Origin of the sequence: Kribbella sp. CCNWLW201, from assembly GCF_037203805.1 — a bacterium.
In the GTDB taxonomy this organism is placed as follows: domain Bacteria; phylum Actinomycetota; class Actinomycetes; order Propionibacteriales; family Kribbellaceae; genus Kribbella.
Map to the genome: position 1 here is coordinate 413,036 of NZ_JBBCBQ010000006.1, position 18,550 is coordinate 431,585.

Below are 18,550 nucleotides of genomic sequence, written 5' to 3' on the forward strand. Positions count from 1 at the left end.
GTGGACTGCTTCTCGCGCCGCCAGGCTAGTACCAGAAGGCAGTCCAGTTCGAGAGGGAGAGAGACGATGGGGATCGCGCAGCTACTGGGATTCGCCGGTACGACGGTGGTGCTGGTCGGAATGCCAGGGCCGAACAACCTCTACATCTCGCTCCGCAGTCTCACCCAGGGACGGCGGGCCGGGGTGGTGTCCGCACTGGCGATCGAGACCGGCACTCTCGTCTACATCGTCGTCGCCGCGCTCGGACTGGCGACGCTGGTCAAGGCATCACCGGTCCTGTTCACGGCGATCACCCTGGTCGGTGCGCTGTACCTGGCCTACCTCGGCGTGAAGATGCTCAAGGCACCCACGACCGAACCCGTCGGCGGCGTCCCGCCCGCGCCACTCGGCCGCGTCTTCCGCGACGGCGTGGTGGTCAACCTGCTCAACCCGAAGGCGGCCCTGTTCTTCCTGGCCTTCCTCCCGCAGTTCACCAGCCGCGGCGCCGGGCCGGACCAGTTGCGCACCGAGATGCTGCTGCTTGGTGTCGGTGCGCTCGTGATCGGCCTGACGCTCGACCTTTGCTACGCCGTCGGTGCCGACGCGATCGGCCGCCGGGTCCGCTCGGTGCGTACGACTAGCCGCTGGCGCAACCGGTTCGTCGCCGCGGTGTACCTCGCGCTCGCGACAGCCGCCGTACTCACTGTGTGAGGTTCTCCGGAGCCTCCAGCACGGTCAGCACGCCGGATTCCCATTGCAGCGACAGGCGGCCGTCGCCCAGCCGCAGGCCGGTCACCTTCAGGGACTCCCACGGCATCGACTCCGCGGGGTTCAGCACCAGTGTGCCGCCCGGAACGTCCGGTTCGATCCCCAGTGCCGCGATCACCGCCGCGATCGCCGAGGCGGCCGCCCAGGCCTGCGGACGACACGACAGCGGGTACGGCGTCGGCGTCGACTCCTCCAGCAGCCCGCGGCCGCCGTACAACTCCGGCAACCGGTACTCGAAGGCTTCCGCGGCACGGATCAGGCTCTCGACGTACGACGACGCACGCCCGGACTCCCCGGTCGCGTACAGGCCCTGGATCGCCATCGCGGTGTCGTGCGGCCAGACGCTGCCGGTGTGGTACCCGAGCGGGTTGAACTTGGACATTGCCGTGGACATCGTTCGCAACCCGAACCCACTGTCGAGATCCTCGCCGGCCAGGATGTCGGCGACGGCGAGTTCCTCTTCGGCATCGAGTAGTCCGGTGCCGAGCAGGTGGCCCATGTTGGAGGTCCGGCCGGCGACCGGGTTCTTCTCGCCGTCGAGAGCGATGGCCGGATAGCCGTCGACCCAGAAAGCGCTGCGGAACCGCTCCTGCAGTGCGGCCGCCCACTCGCGCCACTCGTCGCCGGACTCGCCGTGCGCCTCCAGCAACTCGGCACCCTGGACAGCGGCCGCGTATGCGTAGCCCTGGACCTCGCACAACGCGATCGGGGCGCTCGCGATCGTGCCGTCCGGCCACTGCACCGCGTCGGCCGAGTCCTTCCAGCCTTGGTTGGCCAGTCCATGTCCCGACTCGTCGACGTACTCGAGGAAGCCGTCGTCGTCCGGGTCGGCGTACTCCTTCATCCAGGTGAGCGCACGGCTGAGATTCGGCAGGAGGGCGCTCACCTCGTCGGCGGGCATGCCCCAGCGCCAGGCCTTGTGCAGCGTCATGATCCAGAGCTGGGTCGCGTCGTGCGTCCCGTAGTACGCGGCGGGTAGGACCAGACCGCCACCGTGGTCGGCGACGTCGGCGCGGAGTTCGTGTGGGATCTTGCCGGGCTGCTCGGCCGAGTCAGGGTCGACCTTGGTGCCCTGCCACGCGGCGAGTGCCCGGAGTGTTCCCGCGGCCAGCTCCGGATCGACGGGGATCAGCATGCCGGACGAGATCAGCGAGTCGCGGCCGAAGAGCGTCAGGTACCAAGGTGGTCCGGCGCCGAGGTAGCGGTTGTCGCCGACCGCGAGCTGCAGACCCTGCACATCTGCGAGCGATCGGTTGACCCAGCGCTCCACTCGCTTGTCATCGCAGTCGATGTCGAACTTGTAGGGAAGCCGGCTTGCCGGCGGGTCGATGCTGAAGTCCGTCGTGCTCTTCGGGAAGTCGGCGGTGACCTCGACGGTGAGGACGAACTCCTCCCCCGGCTCGAGTCGCGGTTTCGCGGTCACGCCGGGGTCGAGGCGGGCGGTCACCCGGGTGCCGGAGTTGTCCCAGTGCAGCCGGGACGGGCCGTCGTACGCCGGGCTGAGCTCGGGCAGGTCCGCGGCCGCTCCGCTGCGGACCGCCGCCGTCCCGGCCAGATCGGTGCCCAGGGCAACGTCCAGCCGGCACTCGACGGTCTCGCGGGACCTGTTCACCAGCCGGATCCGCTCGGTCATGCCGTCGGTGCTGACCTCGCGGGTGCGATACAGCATCACGGTCGGGTCGTGGCGGTTGTCGTCGCCCAGTCCCTCGACGACTGCGACGTACTCATGACAGGCGGCGGTCCGTTCGTCCGCGTGGATCGGGACCGGGGGCTCACCGTCGATCGTGACGCTGAGCCGGGACAGGATCCGCCGGTCCCGCGCGTAGACACCCCCGGCGCCGGTACCGGTGAGCTGACCGGAACGCGGTGAGAGAACCACCCAGGGAGCAGCGAGCGCGGTGACGAGTTCATGCAGCTGAGGCATGTGACCACACTAAGGGGCTTGGTTTGCGGCAGAGTGGGCCCGTGAACAGTGTTGCGACGTTCCTCGTCGGGGTGGCGATCTTCGTCGGCATCCTGGGCATCGTCATCCCGGTCCTGCCCGGCGCGATCCTGAGCCTGGCGGCGATCCTGGTCTGGGCGCTGGAGGAGCAGAGCGCGACCGGCTGGATCGTGCTGGCCGCCGCGGTCGTCCTCATCGGTGCCAGTCAGGTGGTCAAGTACGTCGTACCGGAGCGACGGCTCCGGGAGTCCGGGGTGCCCCGGCGGTCCATGTTCATCGGCGTGCTGCTCGGCATCGTCGGGTTCTTCGTCATCCCGGTGGTCGGCATGTTCGTCGGCTTCCCGCTCGGCGTCTACCTGTCCGAACGGCAGCGGCTCGGCACCCACCCGGACGCGTGGACGTCGACCAAGCACGCTCTGCGGGCGACCGGCCTGTCGATCCTGATCGAGCTCATCGGTACGTCGCTCGCCGCCGCCGTCTGGTTGGTCGCCGTACTGTTCCTGGTCTAGTCGCGCTGCGCAGCCGACCGATTGCCAGTGTTTTTCCAGAGCCGCCCAAGGGCCGTGCCAGGTCTGCCGGTGACGGTGGGAAGGACCAGCGCTGGGCATCCACCCGGCGCGTAGCGCGGCGGCATGTTCGGCGACGCACTGCACGGCGAGTTCGTGACCGCCAAGGACGGCGGCGGGTACGAGACCATCGCGACCCAGAAGGGTGAGGTGACGGCGGTCAGCACGACCTCGATCACGGTCAAGAGCGCCGACGGCTACAGCCGGACGTACGGCCAGCAGCAGGGCCAGCCGGAGGGCTCGAAGCCCAGCGCCTCGCCGACGAAGTAGCGATCGCGTAGGTGAGGACCGGCAGCCGCCGGTCCTCACCACCGTTGCCTTCCCCAGGACGGTGTCGCCCTCCGCGTCCGCGCGATTGCCAGGGTTTTCTTATCCGCACCGGAGCTTTGTCCAAGGTTCGCGAGGCAGGCTGGAGGAGACCAGTGCCAGGTGCTCGGCCTGGCACGCAGTACGGAAGGCACTTCAGCATGGCGTCGTACCAGAAGCTCATCGACAATCGCTGGCGAGTGGCCGGCACTGCGGCCGCGGTGGTGGCGACCACTGTGGCGGGCGGCGTCGCGTGGGCGACGACAAGCGCGGACCCGACTCCCTCCCCGTCGGCCTCGCCGTCCACTCCCTCCACCACGCCGGACAAGCCGGACAAGCCCGGCAAGGGCGGGCCCGGTCACCGCGGCCAGTTCATGCTCGGCGGCGCGCTGCACGGCGAGTTCGTGGTCAAGAAGGAGGACGGGACCTACCAGACCGTCGCTACCCAGCGCGGCGAGGTCACCGAGGTCAGCAAGGAGTCGATCACGGTCAAGAGCGAGGACGGCTACAGCCGGACCTACACGCTCACCGAGGACACCTTGGTGAACGCCGCCCGGGACGGCATCGACGACGTGAAGACCGGCAACTCGGTCACCGTGTTCGCCGTCGCCGCCGACGGCAAGGCCACCGCCACCTCGGTCAACGACGGCACGGTCCGCAAGGCCGCCGGCGAGAAGTGGGGGTTCGGCCGCGGTCCGCGGTAGCCGGCTCACAGCCGATTGCCAGGAACCTTCCAGGCTTCACACGGGTGGGACCGGCAGACTGAGGGCATGAGCCCGCATCTGCTGGTGGTCGACGACGAGCCGAACATCGTCGAGCTGCTGTCCGCGAGTCTGCGTTTCGCCGGGTACGAGGTCACCACGGCGACCCACGGCGCCGAGGCGCTGCGCAAGGCCCGGGAGGTGGAACCCGACCTGGTCGTACTCGACGTGATGATGCCCGGCCTGGACGGCTTCGAAGTGGTCCGCCGGCTGCGCGGTGAGGACCGGCACGTGCCGGTGCTGTTCCTCACCGCGCGCGACGCGGTCGAGGACAAGGTTCTCGGCCTGCACACCGGTGGCGACGACTACGTGACCAAGCCGTTCAGCCTGGACGAGCTGGTCGCCCGGGTCCGTGCCCTGCTCCGCCGGTCCGGTCACCGCGAGCAGACCACGACCGAGGCCGCCGTACTGCGCTATGCCGACCTCGAGCTGAACGAGGACAGCTACGAGGTCTTCAAGGGCGGCCAGGCCGTGCAGCTGTCGCTCACCGAGTTCAAGCTGCTGCGCTGCCTGCTGGAGAACGCCGAGCGGGTGATGTCGAAGGGCCAGATCCTGTCCGCGGTCTGGAACTACGACTTCGCCGGCGACGCGGGCGTGGTCGAGTCGTACATGTCGTACCTGCGCCGTAAGGTCGACACCGGCGACCAGAAGCTGCTCCACACCGTCCGCGGGGTCGGCTACGTCCTGCGCACCCCTCGAGGCCCCAACTGATGCAGCTCACCCACCGGCGCTTCACCGACCGGTACCCCCTCCGCGTCACCATCGTCGTCGTACTCCTGACGCTGGTGGCGCTGGCCCTTGTCGCGTCCGGTGTGCTGGCCACGACGATCATGCGCGGTTACCTGGTGGACCGCGTCGACGACCAGCTGACGAAGACCGCGGCCGCCTTCCAGGAGGCCGACGCCTCCACCAACCGTCCGCCCCGGCCCGGTCCCGGCCGGAACCGGCCGCTGCCGAGCCTCATCGTCATCCAGTTCAACGACTCCGAGGGCACCCCCGACGAGTCGCCGTTCCGCGCTCCGCTGGCCGAGACCGATCCGCTGCCGAACCTGCCGAAGCTCAACCTCAACCAGGTGCGCGCGCTGGAGGGCGAGCCGTTCAACACCGACGCCAGCTCCGGCAACGCGACCTGGCGCGTCGTCGTTCTGCCGCTGGACAACGGCAAGGGTTCGGTGACGGTGGCCCAGAGCCTCGGCGACATGGACCGCACCATCCAGCGACTGATCGGTGTCCAGGCAGCGGCAGCGGTCATCCTGCTCGTCCTGCTGGCCGGCGTCGGGACTTACGTCGTACGGCGAAGTCTGCGCGGACTGCAGGACGTCGAGCACACGGCTGTCGCGATCGCGGGTGGGGACCTGAGTCAGCGGGTGCCGCAGCGGGATCCACGGACCGAGGTCGGGCGGTTGTCGCTCGCACTGAACCAGATGCTCGGGCAGATCGAGACCGCGTTCGCGCAACGGACCGCGTCGGAGCTCGCGGCCCGGCGTTCCGAGGACGCCGCGCGCCGCTCGGCGGAGGTTGCCCTGCGTTCGGAAGAGGCGGCGCGGCAGTCGGAGGACCGGATGCGGCGGTTCGTCGCGGACGCGTCGCACGAGTTGCGTACGCCGTTGACGTCGATCCGCGGATTCGCCGAGCTCACCCGGCAGCGTGGTGACGGTGGGGACGCCGACACGATGCGGCGGATCGAGGACGAGGCCAAGCGGATGGGCCTGCTCGTCGACGATCTCCTGCTGCTCGCGCGACTCGATCAGCAGCGGCCACTGAAGCTGGAGCCGGTCGACCTGCTGCCGATCGCGGCCGACGCGCTGCACAATGCGCAGGCCGTGCAGCCGGACCGGCAGATCTCACTCAACCTGCTGCCCGACTCGGAGGCGCCGGTCGTGCAGGGCGACGAGTCACGACTGCGGCAGGTGCTCGGCAACCTGATCGGCAACGCCCTGAACCACACCCCGCACGAAGACCCGATCACCGTCTCGGTCGGCACCCGCGGCACCGAGGCCATCCTCGAGGTCGCCGACACCGGCCCCGGTCTCGACGACGAGCAGAAGGCCCGCGTCTTCGAACGCTTCTACCGAGCCGACTCGGCCCGCGCCCGATCCACCGGCGGCTCCGGCCTCGGCCTGTCCATCGTCGCCGCCCTGGTCGCCGCCCACCAGGGCAAGGTCACCGTCACCGACAACACCCCCACCGGCGCCATCTTCACCATCCACCTCCCCCTGTCCACCGAAACCTGACCCCACCTCGCGGGCCAACCCCCAACCCCACGAGCTGACCCCCCACCTCGCGGGGCAACCCCCCACCCCAGGAGCTGCCCCCCCCACCTCGCGGGGCAACCCCCCACCCCAGGAGCTGACCCCCCACCTCGCGGGGCAACCCCCAACCCCAGGGGCTGACCCCTCAGATGAGGGGTTACCCATCCAGAATCTCAGTGGGCAACCTCCCAGCTCCGGGGTTAACCCCTGAGCTGGGGGGTTAGAGGACCGGGAAGATCCGGGTGGCGGATTCGCCGTGTTCCAGGACCTCGGCGGCCGGGCCGAGGATCCGCGGGTCCGGGTGGCCGACCAGCTCGTGGTCCTTGTTGGAGTACTCGTGCAGGCTCAGGACGTGCCGCATGGCCTCCAGCCGGGCCCGCTTCTTGTCGTTGCTCTTGACAACGGTCCAGGGAGCGTGCGGCGTGTCAGTGTAGTGGAACATGGCTTCCTTGGCCTCGGTGTAGTCGGCCCACTTGTCCAGCGACGCGAGGTCGGTCGGCGACAGCTTCCACTGCCGGACGGGATCGATCTGGCGGATCGTGAAGCGCGTCTGCTGCTCTGCCTGTGACACCGAGAACCACAGCTTGACCAGCAGGATCCCCGACCGCACCAGCATCCGTTCGAACTCCGGCGCCTGCCGCATGAACTCCTCGTACTCGTCCTGCGTGCAGAACCCCATCACCCGCTCGACACACGCGCGGTTGTACCAGGACCGGTCGAACAGCACCATCTCCCCCGCGGCCGGCAGATGCTCGACGTACCGCTGGAAGTACCACTGCGTCTTCTCGCGCTCGGTCGGCTTCTCCAACGCGACGATCCGGGCACCGCGCGGGTTGAGATGCTCCATGAACCGCTTGATCGTGCCGCCCTTGCCGGCCGCGTCGCGCCCCTCGAACACGATCACCAGCTTCTGCTGCGACCGCTTCACCCAGTACTGCAACTTGAGCAACTCGATCTGCAGCAGTCGCTTGTCCCGGTCGTACACCTCCCGCGCCAGCCGCTCGCCGTACGGATAACCCTCCCGCCACGTATCAACCGGCGTACCGTCGGCCCGCAACAACACCGGATCATCGTCCTCCTCATCAAGGACGCGGAAACCAAGCGTATGAACAAGATCAGGGGTGCTCATAGCGCCACAGAGTCGCTGCTTTCAGCTCACCGTCGGTGAACCATGAGCGGCTCACAGATGAACAAATCAGGGGTACCGTTGACGCGGGGCAGGGAGATGCGTGCGCAGTGTCGTCGGCGACCGGTCGCGCGCTGAGCTTGGGGGAAACATCCGGCTGGCCCGGATCTTGCAGGGAAATGGGCTAACGCCGGATCAGCAGGAAGGTCAGCCCATGACCGCGTCCTTGGTGCCGGTGGCCGATCAGCGTAGCCGGGTCGGTCCCGGACAAGTGGTTGTCGATCAGCTTGCGCTGCTCGCCGCGCATCGTGGCGCGCCTCCCCAGTTGCTGCTCAGGTGGGGAGCGATGCCGACGCAGGCGACCGTCGACGTGGTGGTCCATCTGCACGGGCATTCGCGCCGGGGCCGAGCGATGCACCTGGTCCGCGACATCGCTCCGGTCAGCGGCCTCGATCTCGCCGATCCGCTGCATCCGTCGACGGCGGGGCGCACGCGTCCGACGTTGCTGGTGCTGCCGCGTGGACATTTCTACGGCGGGCGCACCGGACGCGGTTACAGCTTCCCCGCCCTCGAGCCCCCCGGCGCGATGACGAAGCTGGTCGACGAGGCGCTGCGCCGGTTCGGTGCCGCCTCCGGAGTGCGGGCGACCAGAGGCCGTCTGATCCTGACGGCGCACTCCGGTGGCGGCGCATCGCTGATGGCGATCCTGCGGCACCTCGACCCGGACGAGGTGCACACCTTCGACGCCCTGTACGGCGATCCCGCGCCGTTGATCGCATGGGCACGCAGGCGGCAGGCGTCCGGCTCCGGCGCGCTGCGCGTGCTGTTCCGGCCGGGCGAACCGACCGAACGCAACAGTCTCCGCGTCGCCGCGGCGCTAGGTACTGGATCCGCGAGATTCCGAGTCGAACAGACAGGGGTATCCCACATGGCCATCCCGCAGACCTACGGCTGGCGGGTGCTGGCCGATGCAGACGCAGACCTGCCCGGCGCGACGCGACCGGGACAGCCTGCCATCACGCCGGCGAACCAGCCGCCGGCCGACTCGTCGTTGTGCGCGGCCATCGCGCGGGTCGCGCACGAGCAGTTCAGACGCTGGCGGCCGGGTGGTGGAGCGGCTCTCACCGAGACCTCACCGGCGGCGAGCCCGATCCTGCGCGAGTACTACCGCGTCGGCGTCGGCGTGAACGTGACCGATGCCCAGTTGCAGAGTACGGCCTACCAGGCAGGGCATCCGTGGTCAGCCGTCTTCGTCTCCTACGTGATGCGCACTGCGGGCGCCGGATCCGGATTCCGCTACTCGGCGGCACACCAGACGTACATCAGTGCCGCCCGGAAGAGTCGGCTCGCCGGTGACACGTCCAAGCCGTTCTGGGCGTATCGCGCGACCGAGCTCGCACCGCGGATCGGTGACCTGGTCTGCGCGTCCCGCAGTAGCAGCGGCGCGACGTACGACAACATCTCCGATCCACAGACCCGGGCGACGCACTGCGACATCGTCACCGAGATCCAGCCCGGCCGGATCCGCGTGATCGGGGGCAACGTCGGCCAGACCGTCGGCGAGAAATGGCTGCGCACGCTTTCCGACGGGAAGCTGAACCTGACCGGCACGCAGAACCGCTTCTTCGCCGTGATCCGCTGCCGGTCCGCCCAGGCGGCCCCCAGTCCGGCACCAGCGCCGATGCCCGTGCCGGCCACGTTGGACGGCCGGATCGCCCGGGTGATGGATCTCCTCGTCAACCGTTACGGCTATCCCGTCCAGGGCGCAGCCGGTCTGGTCGGCAACCTGATCGCCGAATCGCAGGTTCAGCCGAACCGCATCGAAGGTAGTCGCTCGGCCATTCCCCTGCGCGCGCCGGACTTCAACGGCCGGATCCGCGACTGGACCCCCGATCAGGTCCGCACCCGCAGCCACAGCCGGCGGACCGGTCCGCGGAGTCCGGGAGTCGGCATCGCCCAGTGGACCAGTCGCAACCGCCGGGACGGCTTGTTCCGGCACGTGTATCGCGGCCGGCAACTGGGCTCGGCGATCCTGCACGACCTCGACGCGCAGGTCGACTACCTGGTCGCGGAACTGCGCAGGGACTACCGAGGCGTCGACGCCACCTTGCGGTCCGCCGGTGTCACGCTCGAGCAGGCCTCGGACGCCGTACTGCTGCGCTTCGAACGACCGGCGGCGGTGCTCGGTCGGCCGGTCACAGACCCCGGCGTCCAGCAGGTACTGCGTCGGCGCCGCGAGGCCGGCCGTCAAGCACTGCGGACCTACCGATCCTCCCGCCCGGCATGACCTCATCCCACGCTTCGAAAGGACAGACATCGTGAACGAGTACGAGTTCCACATCGTCCAGCTCGGCTATCGCCGCTTCCTGTGGACCTTCGTCGAGAGGGGGAACGGAAAGCTCCGGATCCTGGCCCGCAGTCACAAGGACTACCGCTCGAAGGAGAAGGTGTACGACGCCATCGCCAAGCTCAAGCCGGTCGTCAACGGGGCCAAGGTCGTCGATGCCACCTCGTTCTCACTGCCGGCCACGGAGTTCGAGATCCATCGCGACAGCACGCTGCCGCTGCTGGTCGGCGGTCGTCGCGAGTCGCTGTCGGAGAGCACCGGGACCTGACCACCGCGGCAGCAGCTGACCCAAGCCTGTGGATGCCTGGATCAAAGTGATCGGAGCGCCGGACGCAGTGGTCCGGACGGTGACGCACGGGCTCGAAGCGCTGGACATCAAGCTGATCGCCCCGGCACCGGGAATTGCTCGCAACGGCCTGGTCGTCTTCGGCGCCGCCACCGCGGATGTTGCCGCCGGCATCAATGAGCTGGCGGCCGGACTGCCGGGTCGCGTGCTCGCCCTCTCCACCACCGGCGGGTTGCAGGGCGACGACAGCTGGGGATTGCTGCGCGCCGGGGCGTCGGACGTGTTGACCTGGCGCGATCCAGGAGAGTCCGCGCAGCACATCGCGGATCGGCTTCGGCGCTGGCACACGATCGACGAGTTGGTCCGGTGCAGTCACGTGCAGAAGTTCCTGGTGGGCGACAGCGCGGTGTGGCAGGCGGTCCTCCGCGAGGCTGTCGAGGTCGCGCGGTTCACCTCGGCCGCGGTGTTGATCACCGGAGAGAGCGGCACCGGGAAGGAACGCGTCGCCGAGCTGATCCATGAGCTGGATCCCCGTCCAGGCAAGGGAAAGATGGTCGTCCTCGACTGCAGCACGGTCGTCCCGAGCCTGTCAGGCTCGGAGTTCTTCGGCCACGAGAAGGGTGCGTTCACCGGTGCCTCGGCCGCGCGTGCGGGAGCTTTCGAACTCGCCGACGGCGGAACGTTGTTCCTCGACGAGGTGGGTGAGTTGCCGGTGCCGTTGCAGGCCGAGTTGCTGCGCGTCATCCAGGAGGGCACCTTCAAACGGGTCGGCAGCAACCTGTGGCGCAAGAGCACCTTCCGCCTGGTCTGCGCGACGAACCGAGATCTCAGCGCGGCCCGGACCGAAGGCAGCTTCCGCAACGACTTCTACTACCGGATCGCCGGCAGCAGGTTGCATCTGCCCAGTCTGCGGGAACGCACCGAGGACATCGTTCCGCTCTTCCGGCACTTCTTCAGCCAGGTCTACCCCGACCGGGAGCCGCCCGAACTCGAGGACGCCGTCCGCGACCTCCTCCTCACCAGGGCTTACCCCGGCAACGTGCGCGATCTGCGTAGTCTCGCGCTGCAGATCGTTCATCGGCATCTCCCCGACGGCTTCATCACCGTCGGAGACATCCCCGACCACGAACGCCCGGTCCGGCTCGATCCCGAGACGGCGACACGGCTCGGCGTCGCGCCGGAGCGGTGAGGCGCAGGAAGTTGCCGGCGAGGACGAGTGACTCCGCCTCCGGTGGCAGGCGCAGCAGCCGGATCTTCTCCAGCTCGAGTCCCGGATGCAGCCACGGTCCATCCGACCCGAACAGCACCTTCTCCGGGCCGGCCCGGCGGATCGCCTTCTCCAGCAGATCAAAACGCCGTACGCCGGAAGTATCGGTGAAGAGATTCGAGTGATCGGCCAGCGCCCTGGTGAAGGCCAGCTGGGCACTCCAGTCGTCGGCGAAGCTCCCCAGGTGCGGGACGATGAAGTTCACGTCCGGGTACTCGGTGGCCAGCAACTCGGCCGCGGCCACCTCGCCCATCACGTCGTACAGGATGGGAAGCCGGAAGCGCCGGGCGACGTCGCAGATCTCGCGGCTGATCCGCGCGTCGTTGCGGTGCACCTTGATCCCGCAGAAGCCGAGGCCGGTGACGGCCCGGCGGACCAGCCGAAGCACCCTGCCGCGGTCGCGTTCGGCATGGACGAACGCGAAGGCGAAGAAGCGGCCCGGGTCGGTCGCGACGATACGACCGACCTCCTCGTTCGCGATGCCGTAGTCGGAGTGGAAGGCGGCCAGCAGGTTCGATCGCGCGATCCCCGCGTCGTCGCAGCGACGCAGGTACGACGTGAGTGGGGCCGAGGTGTCCCACGGTCCGGTGAAGCCGTCGCCGGGCCCGGCGTGGCAGTGCGCGTCGATGATCGGCACGGCCGGCCGGACCCGGGACGGATCTCTCACCACAACCTCCTGCGATCAGTTGCGGTAGGCGTACCGCCGGCGGAGGTGGACGGCCGGCATCGACGCATCTGCCCCCTGCGTCAGGTCGACGCCGGTCACCGCGCGGTAGGAGTGGATGTAGCCCTGGACTTCGGCCCGCCAGTAACGCGCCCAGTTCGCCGCCTGCTCCGGCTCGATCACCCTCGTCCAGCTGCCGAACCGGATGCCGAGCAGGAGCTGCTCGCCGAACACCGCGAGGTCCCGGTAGTGCAGCACCGAGGCGTCGGTTCCGCCCTGCAGCTTGTTCATCGCCTCGACCCGGTCCATCCAGGCCTCGGGGTAGGCGACCATGGTGCGGGTCGGCAGGAAGTCCCGCATCTCCGGCCGGGCCAGGATCCACTGGTTCATCAGCATCTCGTGCCGTGCCGTCCAGGGCAGGTCGCCGTACTGGTTGTGCGCGCCCTGGGTCAGCAGCAGATGGGTCTCCTTCAGTGCGTTGAGCACACTGAACCCATCGGCGATCCGGGTGGTGTCGTCGTCGTAGTGGTAGAAGATCGCGCACAGCCTCAGCAAGTTGTGCAGCGCCTCGATGAACCGGGTCCGCGCGTCCGCACCACGGACCGGCGGCCCCGGCCTGGACGCCAGCGCGAGCCCGTACTCGTGGGAGTACTCGAGGGCCAGCCGGGTCGTGGTGAGCCGGTGTTGCGTGTCCTGGATCCAGCCCCAGAGCAGGTTGTTCAGCGGCCTCAGCGGGTCGATCGCCAGCCCGGCGAGTGGGTCCCGGCCGGGCGGGCCCTGGCTGCGGTTCTGGAATCGCCAGGTGATCGAGTTGATGGTCTGGACGAGCCCGGACTCATCGTTCCAGTACGACCACAGCAACTCCAGGAAGCACGGGTTGGACAGCTTGTCGGCGAGGATGCCGTAGCAGACCTCGGCCTCGCTGTCCCGCTGGCCGAGCCCGACCACGGGCACGTCACGCAGCTTGAGCCGGATCAGCTCCAGGTACGGCAGGATCTCCAAGGAGGAGTAGTCACCGGCCGCGACCCGGACCAGGTATTCCCGCCACTCCGCTTCGATGTCACCCGGCCGTACCGTGCGGGACAGCCGCCGGCTCTCCTCGTTCAGATCCAGCCGCAGCCGGCTGAACCCGTCGGCGTCGACGCCGCAGTGAATCATCAGGAAGACCTCGGTGGCCGCCTTCAGGAGCCGGTACCGGTCCACGTTGGGGAAGGGCAGCGCGGTCCGGCGCTTGACCCTGTGCAGCGTGTCCTTCAAGTCCTTGTCACTGATGCCCGGATCGGTGCCGCCCGACGATTCGCCGCACATCACCCGGTCCAGGAAGTCGCTGTAGTTGTCGAAGCCCAGGGCGTTCGTGGAGTTCCGGATCGCGACCCACAGCGCCTGGTCGGCAGTCGGCGGTACGGCGGTACGCTTCATCGTCACCGCAACGTCGTCACCCGCCGCGAACGGCCGGGGCGCGACCTCGATCGGTCCCGTCTCCGCCTCGTAGTAGTCGTCATCGTTGGTCGCCGCGCCGTTGGCCGGGCCACTCCCTCCTGCAGCGGGCGCCGCGTTGGCCGGCGGCGCCGTGCTGGCGGCCGGACGCGCGCTGCCCGCCGACGCGGCGTTGCCTGGCGGTGCCGTGCTGGGCGGTCCACCTGCGTTGGCCGGCCCGCCAGCTCCGTTCGCCGGCGGCGGGTTGGCTGCCGCGGCATCAGCCTGTTCGGTGACGGTGTAGACCCGCGTCAGCCTGATGCCGACGATCCAGGACCCCAGCATCAGGTGACCGGTGTCCAAAGTCGCCTCGAGCACGTGCTCGAGGTCATCGTCCGGCAGATCGATCTCGCTGCCGTGAACTGTGGTGGTGCCGAGCAAGACGACCCGCCTCTCGTGCTCGGGCAGCACGGCCGGTCCGGTGACGGTCCAGTCGACCGAGTACCGGCCGCTCAGGGTGCTCGTTTTGGCCGTCAGCCGCACCACTCCACCCTGGGTGGTCCTGGTCGGGCTTGCCTCGACCGTCAGGTCCCCGTCGTTGATGTTCTGGCGTCGTACCACTGAGGTTGTGCTCATCGTGTTTCCTTCAGTCGGACAGCGACGCTGCGCCGCTGCGCGTAGTCGGGTGGGTCGGACCAGATGACCGGCTGGCCGACGTACATTCCGCGGTCGCCCCGCGCGGTCGCGAGCGCGCTGTTGACGGCCCAGCCGATGATCAGCCGCCGGAGCAGGCCGCTCTCCCGTTCGGGCGAGAGCATGCCGCTGGCCCGGGCTTGGCCAAGCACCGCGAAGGCGAGCGTCGGCGGTGCCAGCGCCATCTGGTCCGGCTCACGTCGCCAGTCCAGGAAGCGATCCAGCAACGCCGCGCGCTGGAGTTCGGGATTGCGCAATACGTCGCCGAGCGTGCGACCGCCCAGTGATGGCGGTCGGGCACCGAGCAGGACGGAGATGAACTCGGGCATCGTCGCGCGCAGTTCGTCGATGAGCGAGCGGAGCTCCGGCCGGACGCCGGCGATCGGGTACAGCGATCGCCACACCCTCGCCAGCCGGGCCCATTGCGGATCCGGGTAGAGCCGGTCGCCGATCGCACAACTCAGCAGCACGCGCAGCCACGGGATCGGATGTGGATCCTCGTCGGGCGGCCGGAAGACGAACCCGCGGGGCAGACTGACCAGGCCGATCAGGCCGAGGGTGGACCCGATACCGATCCTGCTGATGGACCAGAGGTCAGCCAGGATCTCAGAGATCCAATGGCTCCACAGTGCCCACGTCCGCCGGCCCCTCGACCGGCGACCGCTCAGCTGTTCGCGCAGGCATTCGGCCAGGCCGAGCAACGCCGCCCCCTGGTGACCGACCTCGTGCACCAGCGACGAGGCGATCCCGAAGCCGACCATGCGCTCCCGAGGAATCCGGATGAGTGCGACCGGATTGTCGCCACCACCCGGCAGCCTGGTGCGCACCCGGCGGATACTGCCGCCGATGACCCCCTGGAGCGAGCAGGCGACCGGAGGCGAATCGAAGTACTTGGTCGGCAGGAGCAACGCTTCGGCGGCCGCCACGTCCAGACCGCCCAGCAGGACGCCGTTGTCGCGCTCGCTTCGCTGGGTGACGACCTCGGAGAACAGGTCGAACTGACCCAACGCGGCGTGAAACGCGAGCCGCAGGGTCCAGAACCGTCGCTGCTGCTCGGCGGGTGTGGCACTCGCACCGGGGCCGCGCAACCAGGCGATGAGTTCACGACCGCTCCGCCGGACTTCTTGGCGCCCGGCGATCAGGTGTTGCTCGATTCCCGACAGGGCGGCCGGCGACAGCGCAGCGGCTGCGACACAGGTCTCCTGGAGCACGAACGGCTGGACCAGTGCGAGCCTCGTCAGCATCGCGCGGGTCTCCCGTTCCAGGAGCCAAGGTGCGGTCCGGTCGCCGGTCATGACTCAAACGTCCAGCAGGATGATCTTACCGGACCGGCGGATCCAGCGGCCGCTGCTTCCGCCGCCATCGCCGTCGTCACCGCCGCCACCCCAGTAGCCGCCGCGAGGGCCGCCGTACCCGCCGTATCCGCCGCGCCGGCGCCGCCCGTAACCTCGACGCCCGAACTCGCTCTGCGCGGGCGCGGCCTGATCCGGGGCCCCACCTTCGGGCGGAGTCGGCTCCGGCGCAGGGGGTGGCGTCGGAGCCGGCTCGCCGATCGGTACGGCGACCCAGCGGAAACCCGGCCTTGGCGGCGGTGGCGGCTCCTCGGGCGGCGGTTCCGGGGCCGGCCCGGGTCCGTTGTACACCGGGACCGGGATGCCGTACGGGCGGTAGCGCGGCCAGTAGCGCGGCCAGTAGCGGCGGGCACCGTAGCCGTAGCGCGGATAGCCGCGGTAGCCGGGGCTGAACCGCCGGCCCGACCAGCCGTACCGGCGGCCGATGTAGCGGCGGCTCCCGTACCCACCGCGGTACACCCGACGAGCCAACGGCGAGATCGCTCGCAACCCGCGGCGGTACAGCCCCGGCGCGAACCTGCGGGCGGCACGGAAGAGACTCAGCTCGCCGATCACCTCGGCGGGCGCACCAGGCGGAGCCGTCGCCACGTCCTGCGCAGCCGAGGCGGCCATCCGGACCAGACGACGCGCGACCTCGTACTGCTCCTGCTCCGGGTTCATCCCGGTCATCTCCGACTCGAACAACGAGCTCGCCGCCGATCCGAGCGTGCGACCGAGTTGACCGCCGAGGCCCGGCACCAGAGCGCCACCGACCGCAGCGCCGACCGCCGGTAGTGCGGCCTTGGCGAGCGGCTTGAACGAGCGGACCAGGGCCCGGCCCTGCGGCGAGTCGACCGCCCGGCTGATGCCTTGAACGGCTCGACCGACGGTGTTCACCAGACCGCCGAGGAACTGGTCCAGCTCCTGCTCGCTCTGCACCTCGAGCAACTGGGCGGCGAGCTCCGACTCCTGCGCCGCGGACAGCGGCAGCCCGGCTTCGGTCTCACCACCGAGCACCTTGCCGAGGATCTTGTGCAGGAACTGCTCCTCGGACTCACCGGCCTGACCCTGGGGGTACTCGCCCTGCGGGTACTCGCCCTGGGGGTACTCCTCTTCCTTCATCAGACCGCCGAGCAGCCCGCCGAGCACCTTGCCCACCACCGGGATCAGCGGCAGGAACTGCTCCTCGCCCTCACCCTCGTCCTCGCCTTCGTAGGGGCCTTCGCCCTCGTACATGCCCTCGCCCTCGTACGGGCCTTCCCCTTCGTACGGGCCCTCCCCCTCATACATGCCCTCGCTCTCGTAGAGGCCTTCCCCTTCGTACATGCCTTCGCCCTCGTACGAGCCCTCGCCCTCGTACGGGCCCTCGCTCTCGTACATGCCCTCGCTCTCGTAGAGGCCTTCACCTTCGTACGGGCCCTCGCCGTACGAGGCCTCCTGGTACGCACGCTGGCCGTACTCCGCCGTCGGTGCACTCGTCTCGAACATCTGGAGCCCCTTCCGCCCTCTGTCTCGGCTACATCAGGGATCTCTGCAAGAACCGTGCCATCCGGCCCGGCGGCGATCAGCGCAACGAGACCGCGGCGAACCCGAGCCGGGCCCGATGCTTGGCGACGGTACGGCGCGCGATCGGATATCCCCTGGCCCGTAAGCGATCCGCGAGGTGCTGGTCGGACAGTGGACCGTCCGCCGATTCGAGCAACTCACGGAGCGCGTGGTCGACCCCGCCACTGGCACCGAAGAATCGCGACAACGGAACAAGGCGCTGATCCGGAAGCAGCACGTACTTGCCGGCCACAGCCCGGCTCACCGTCGACTCGTGCAGGTCGAGCGCCACCGCGACCTCCGCACGGGTCAACGGCTTCAGCGAGCCATCGCCGTTCGTCAGGGAATCTCGCTGCCGCTGTACGGCGTACTCCGCGACCCGGCGCAGCGTGTCCCAACGGTCGCGCAACTGGGCGAGGAACGACCTCGCCAGCGCGATGGACTCCGCCGGCGCGCCCGGCTCAGGACGAACCCTCAACCTGGTCAATGCCGGCTCGACCAGCTCGACAAAGAACATCCCGTCGTCGGCCCGCACGACGATGTCGGGCACGACGTACGACGTCCGCAGCGGAACGTTGCCGTGGAACGCCGGATACGGCCGCAGCCGGTCCCTGATCAGGTCGAGCACCTGTCGCACCTCCCGCCGGGAAACTCCCAACGCGCAGGCGATCGACGCGAAGTGTCCCCGTGCCAAGCTCTCCAGGTGGTCGGCGATGACCGCTCGAGCCACGCGGGTGTGGTCATCGCCCAAACCCAAGCCGTCCAACTGCAGGAGCAGGCACTCGTTGATGCTGGTCGCGCCGACACCAGGCGGAGCGCAGCGACGGATCACGTCGAGCACCCTGGTGACCACCGGCTCGGGTATGCCCGACTCCATCGCGAACTGCTCGACCGACCGGTCGAGCAGGCCATGGCGATCGAAGCTGTCGATCAGGTACTCCGCGGCCAACCCATCGGCCGCGGACAGCTCGAGTCGGACCGCGCGGAGCAAAGCGACCGTGTCGGGTTCGTCCGCCGGTGCATCGGGGGCTGCGAGTCCGGACGCATCGCTGGAGCCGGCACCGGAAGGCGAGCACACCGGACAGCTCCGCTGCCAACTGCCGTGGCAGATCGGGCATCCGGCGGCCTCGAGCCGTTCGAGCGCTTCGTTCGTACTCACTTCGTCGGCGACCACCGACTGCATCGCGGCGTACGGCAGCATCAACAGCTCGCCGAATGTCACCAGCGCCGGTGACACCTCGAGCCCGAACTTGGGCACCATGGCAAGTTCAAACGTTAGAGACATGCGTGACCACTCCCCC

16 protein-coding genes are annotated in these 18,550 nt (G+C 69.1%); 9 read left to right on the forward strand and 7 right to left on the reverse strand.

The window, feature by feature from the left end:
• Positions 1 to 66: 66 nt before the first annotated feature.
• Positions 67 to 690: a LysE family translocator gene (locus V9K99_RS26070; protein ID WP_337004803.1), complete on the forward strand. Its 624-nt coding sequence runs from the start codon at positions 67 to 69 to the stop codon at positions 688 to 690.
• On the opposite strand, the gene V9K99_RS26075 is transcribed toward V9K99_RS26070, so the two are convergent.
• A complete protein-coding gene (locus V9K99_RS26075; RefSeq protein ID WP_337004805.1) occupies positions 680 to 2,671 on the reverse strand; it encodes an amylo-alpha-1,6-glucosidase in 1,992 nt (663 codons plus the stop codon). The two genes, V9K99_RS26070 and V9K99_RS26075, sit on opposite strands and share 11 nt — an antisense overlap.
• A gap of 41 nt (positions 2,672 to 2,712) precedes the next feature.
• Here V9K99_RS26075 and V9K99_RS26080 point away from each other — a divergent pair, with 41 nt between their 5' ends.
• The 5 genes from V9K99_RS26080 (at position 2,713) to V9K99_RS26100 (ending at position 6,556) form a co-directional block, all read left to right on the forward strand.
• A complete protein-coding gene (locus V9K99_RS26080) occupies positions 2,713 to 3,198 on the forward strand; it encodes a DUF456 domain-containing protein (RefSeq protein WP_337004807.1) in 486 nt (161 codons plus the stop codon).
• A gap of 123 nt (positions 3,199 to 3,321) precedes the next feature.
• Entirely contained in the window at positions 3,322 to 3,525 is a 204-nt protein-coding gene (locus V9K99_RS26085; RefSeq protein WP_337004809.1) for a hypothetical protein, read from the forward strand.
• A gap of 197 nt (positions 3,526 to 3,722) precedes the next feature.
• Entirely contained in the window at positions 3,723 to 4,265 is a 543-nt protein-coding gene (locus tag V9K99_RS26090; protein ID WP_337004811.1) for a hypothetical protein, read from the forward strand.
• A 66-nt stretch (positions 4,266 to 4,331) separates the two neighbouring features.
• Positions 4,332 to 5,033, forward strand: coding sequence for a response regulator transcription factor (locus V9K99_RS26095; RefSeq protein ID WP_337004813.1), 702 nt, complete (start codon positions 4,332 to 4,334; stop codon positions 5,031 to 5,033).
• Complete coding sequence (locus V9K99_RS26100; protein ID WP_337004815.1) at positions 5,033 to 6,556, forward strand: sensor histidine kinase; 1,524 nt, start codon at positions 5,033 to 5,035, stop codon at positions 6,554 to 6,556. Before V9K99_RS26095 ends, V9K99_RS26100 begins: the two co-directional genes overlap by 1 nt.
• 238 nt (positions 6,557 to 6,794) lie before the next feature.
• Here the strand turns inward: V9K99_RS26100 and ppk2 are convergent, their stop codons facing one another.
• A complete protein-coding gene (ppk2, locus tag V9K99_RS26105; protein ID WP_337004817.1) occupies positions 6,795 to 7,703 on the reverse strand; it encodes a polyphosphate kinase 2 in 909 nt (302 codons plus the stop codon).
• A 211-nt stretch (positions 7,704 to 7,914) separates the two neighbouring features.
• Here ppk2 and V9K99_RS26110 point away from each other — a divergent pair, with 211 nt between their 5' ends.
• Genes V9K99_RS26110 through V9K99_RS26120 form a run of 3 tightly spaced genes read left to right on the forward strand, consistent with a single transcriptional unit; the run spans position 7,915 to position 11,522 of the window.
• Positions 7,915 to 9,987, forward strand: a complete 2,073-nt coding sequence (locus V9K99_RS26110) for a phage tail tip lysozyme (RefSeq protein ID WP_337004819.1) — start codon at positions 7,915 to 7,917, stop codon at positions 9,985 to 9,987.
• A gap of 31 nt (positions 9,988 to 10,018) precedes the next feature.
• Positions 10,019 to 10,315 carry a hypothetical protein gene (locus V9K99_RS26115; RefSeq protein ID WP_337004821.1) on the forward strand — a complete coding sequence of 99 codons (297 nt, stop codon included), beginning with the start codon at positions 10,019 to 10,021 and terminating at the stop codon, positions 10,313 to 10,315.
• A gap of 28 nt (positions 10,316 to 10,343) precedes the next feature.
• Complete coding sequence (locus V9K99_RS26120; RefSeq protein WP_337004823.1) at positions 10,344 to 11,522, forward strand: sigma 54-interacting transcriptional regulator; 1,179 nt, start codon at positions 10,344 to 10,346, stop codon at positions 11,520 to 11,522.
• On the opposite strand, the gene V9K99_RS26125 is transcribed toward V9K99_RS26120, so the two are convergent.
• The 5 genes from V9K99_RS26125 to V9K99_RS26145 all read right to left on the reverse strand — a co-directional run bounded on the left by V9K99_RS26125 (position 11,434) and on the right by V9K99_RS26145 (position 18,534).
• Entirely contained in the window at positions 11,434 to 12,267 is an 834-nt protein-coding gene (locus V9K99_RS26125) for an amidohydrolase family protein (protein WP_337004825.1), read from the reverse strand. The genes V9K99_RS26120 and V9K99_RS26125 overlap by 89 nt on opposite strands.
• A gap of 15 nt (positions 12,268 to 12,282) precedes the next feature.
• Entirely contained in the window at positions 12,283 to 14,316 is a 2,034-nt protein-coding gene (locus V9K99_RS26130; RefSeq protein WP_337004827.1) for a hypothetical protein, read from the reverse strand.
• Entirely contained in the window at positions 14,313 to 15,668 is a 1,356-nt protein-coding gene (locus V9K99_RS26135; RefSeq protein WP_337004829.1) for a hypothetical protein, read from the reverse strand. The genes V9K99_RS26130 and V9K99_RS26135 overlap by 4 nt, the downstream gene beginning before the upstream one ends.
• Positions 15,669 to 15,671: 3 nt before the next feature.
• Positions 15,672 to 17,192: a hypothetical protein gene (locus V9K99_RS26140; protein ID WP_337004831.1), complete on the reverse strand. Its 1,521-nt coding sequence runs from the start codon at positions 17,190 to 17,192 to the stop codon at positions 15,672 to 15,674.
• A 76-nt stretch (positions 17,193 to 17,268) separates the two neighbouring features.
• Positions 17,269 to 18,534, reverse strand: a complete 1,266-nt coding sequence (locus tag V9K99_RS26145) for an RNA polymerase factor sigma-54 (RefSeq protein WP_337004833.1) — start codon at positions 18,532 to 18,534, stop codon at positions 17,269 to 17,271.
• Positions 18,535 to 18,550 lie beyond the last annotated feature (16 nt).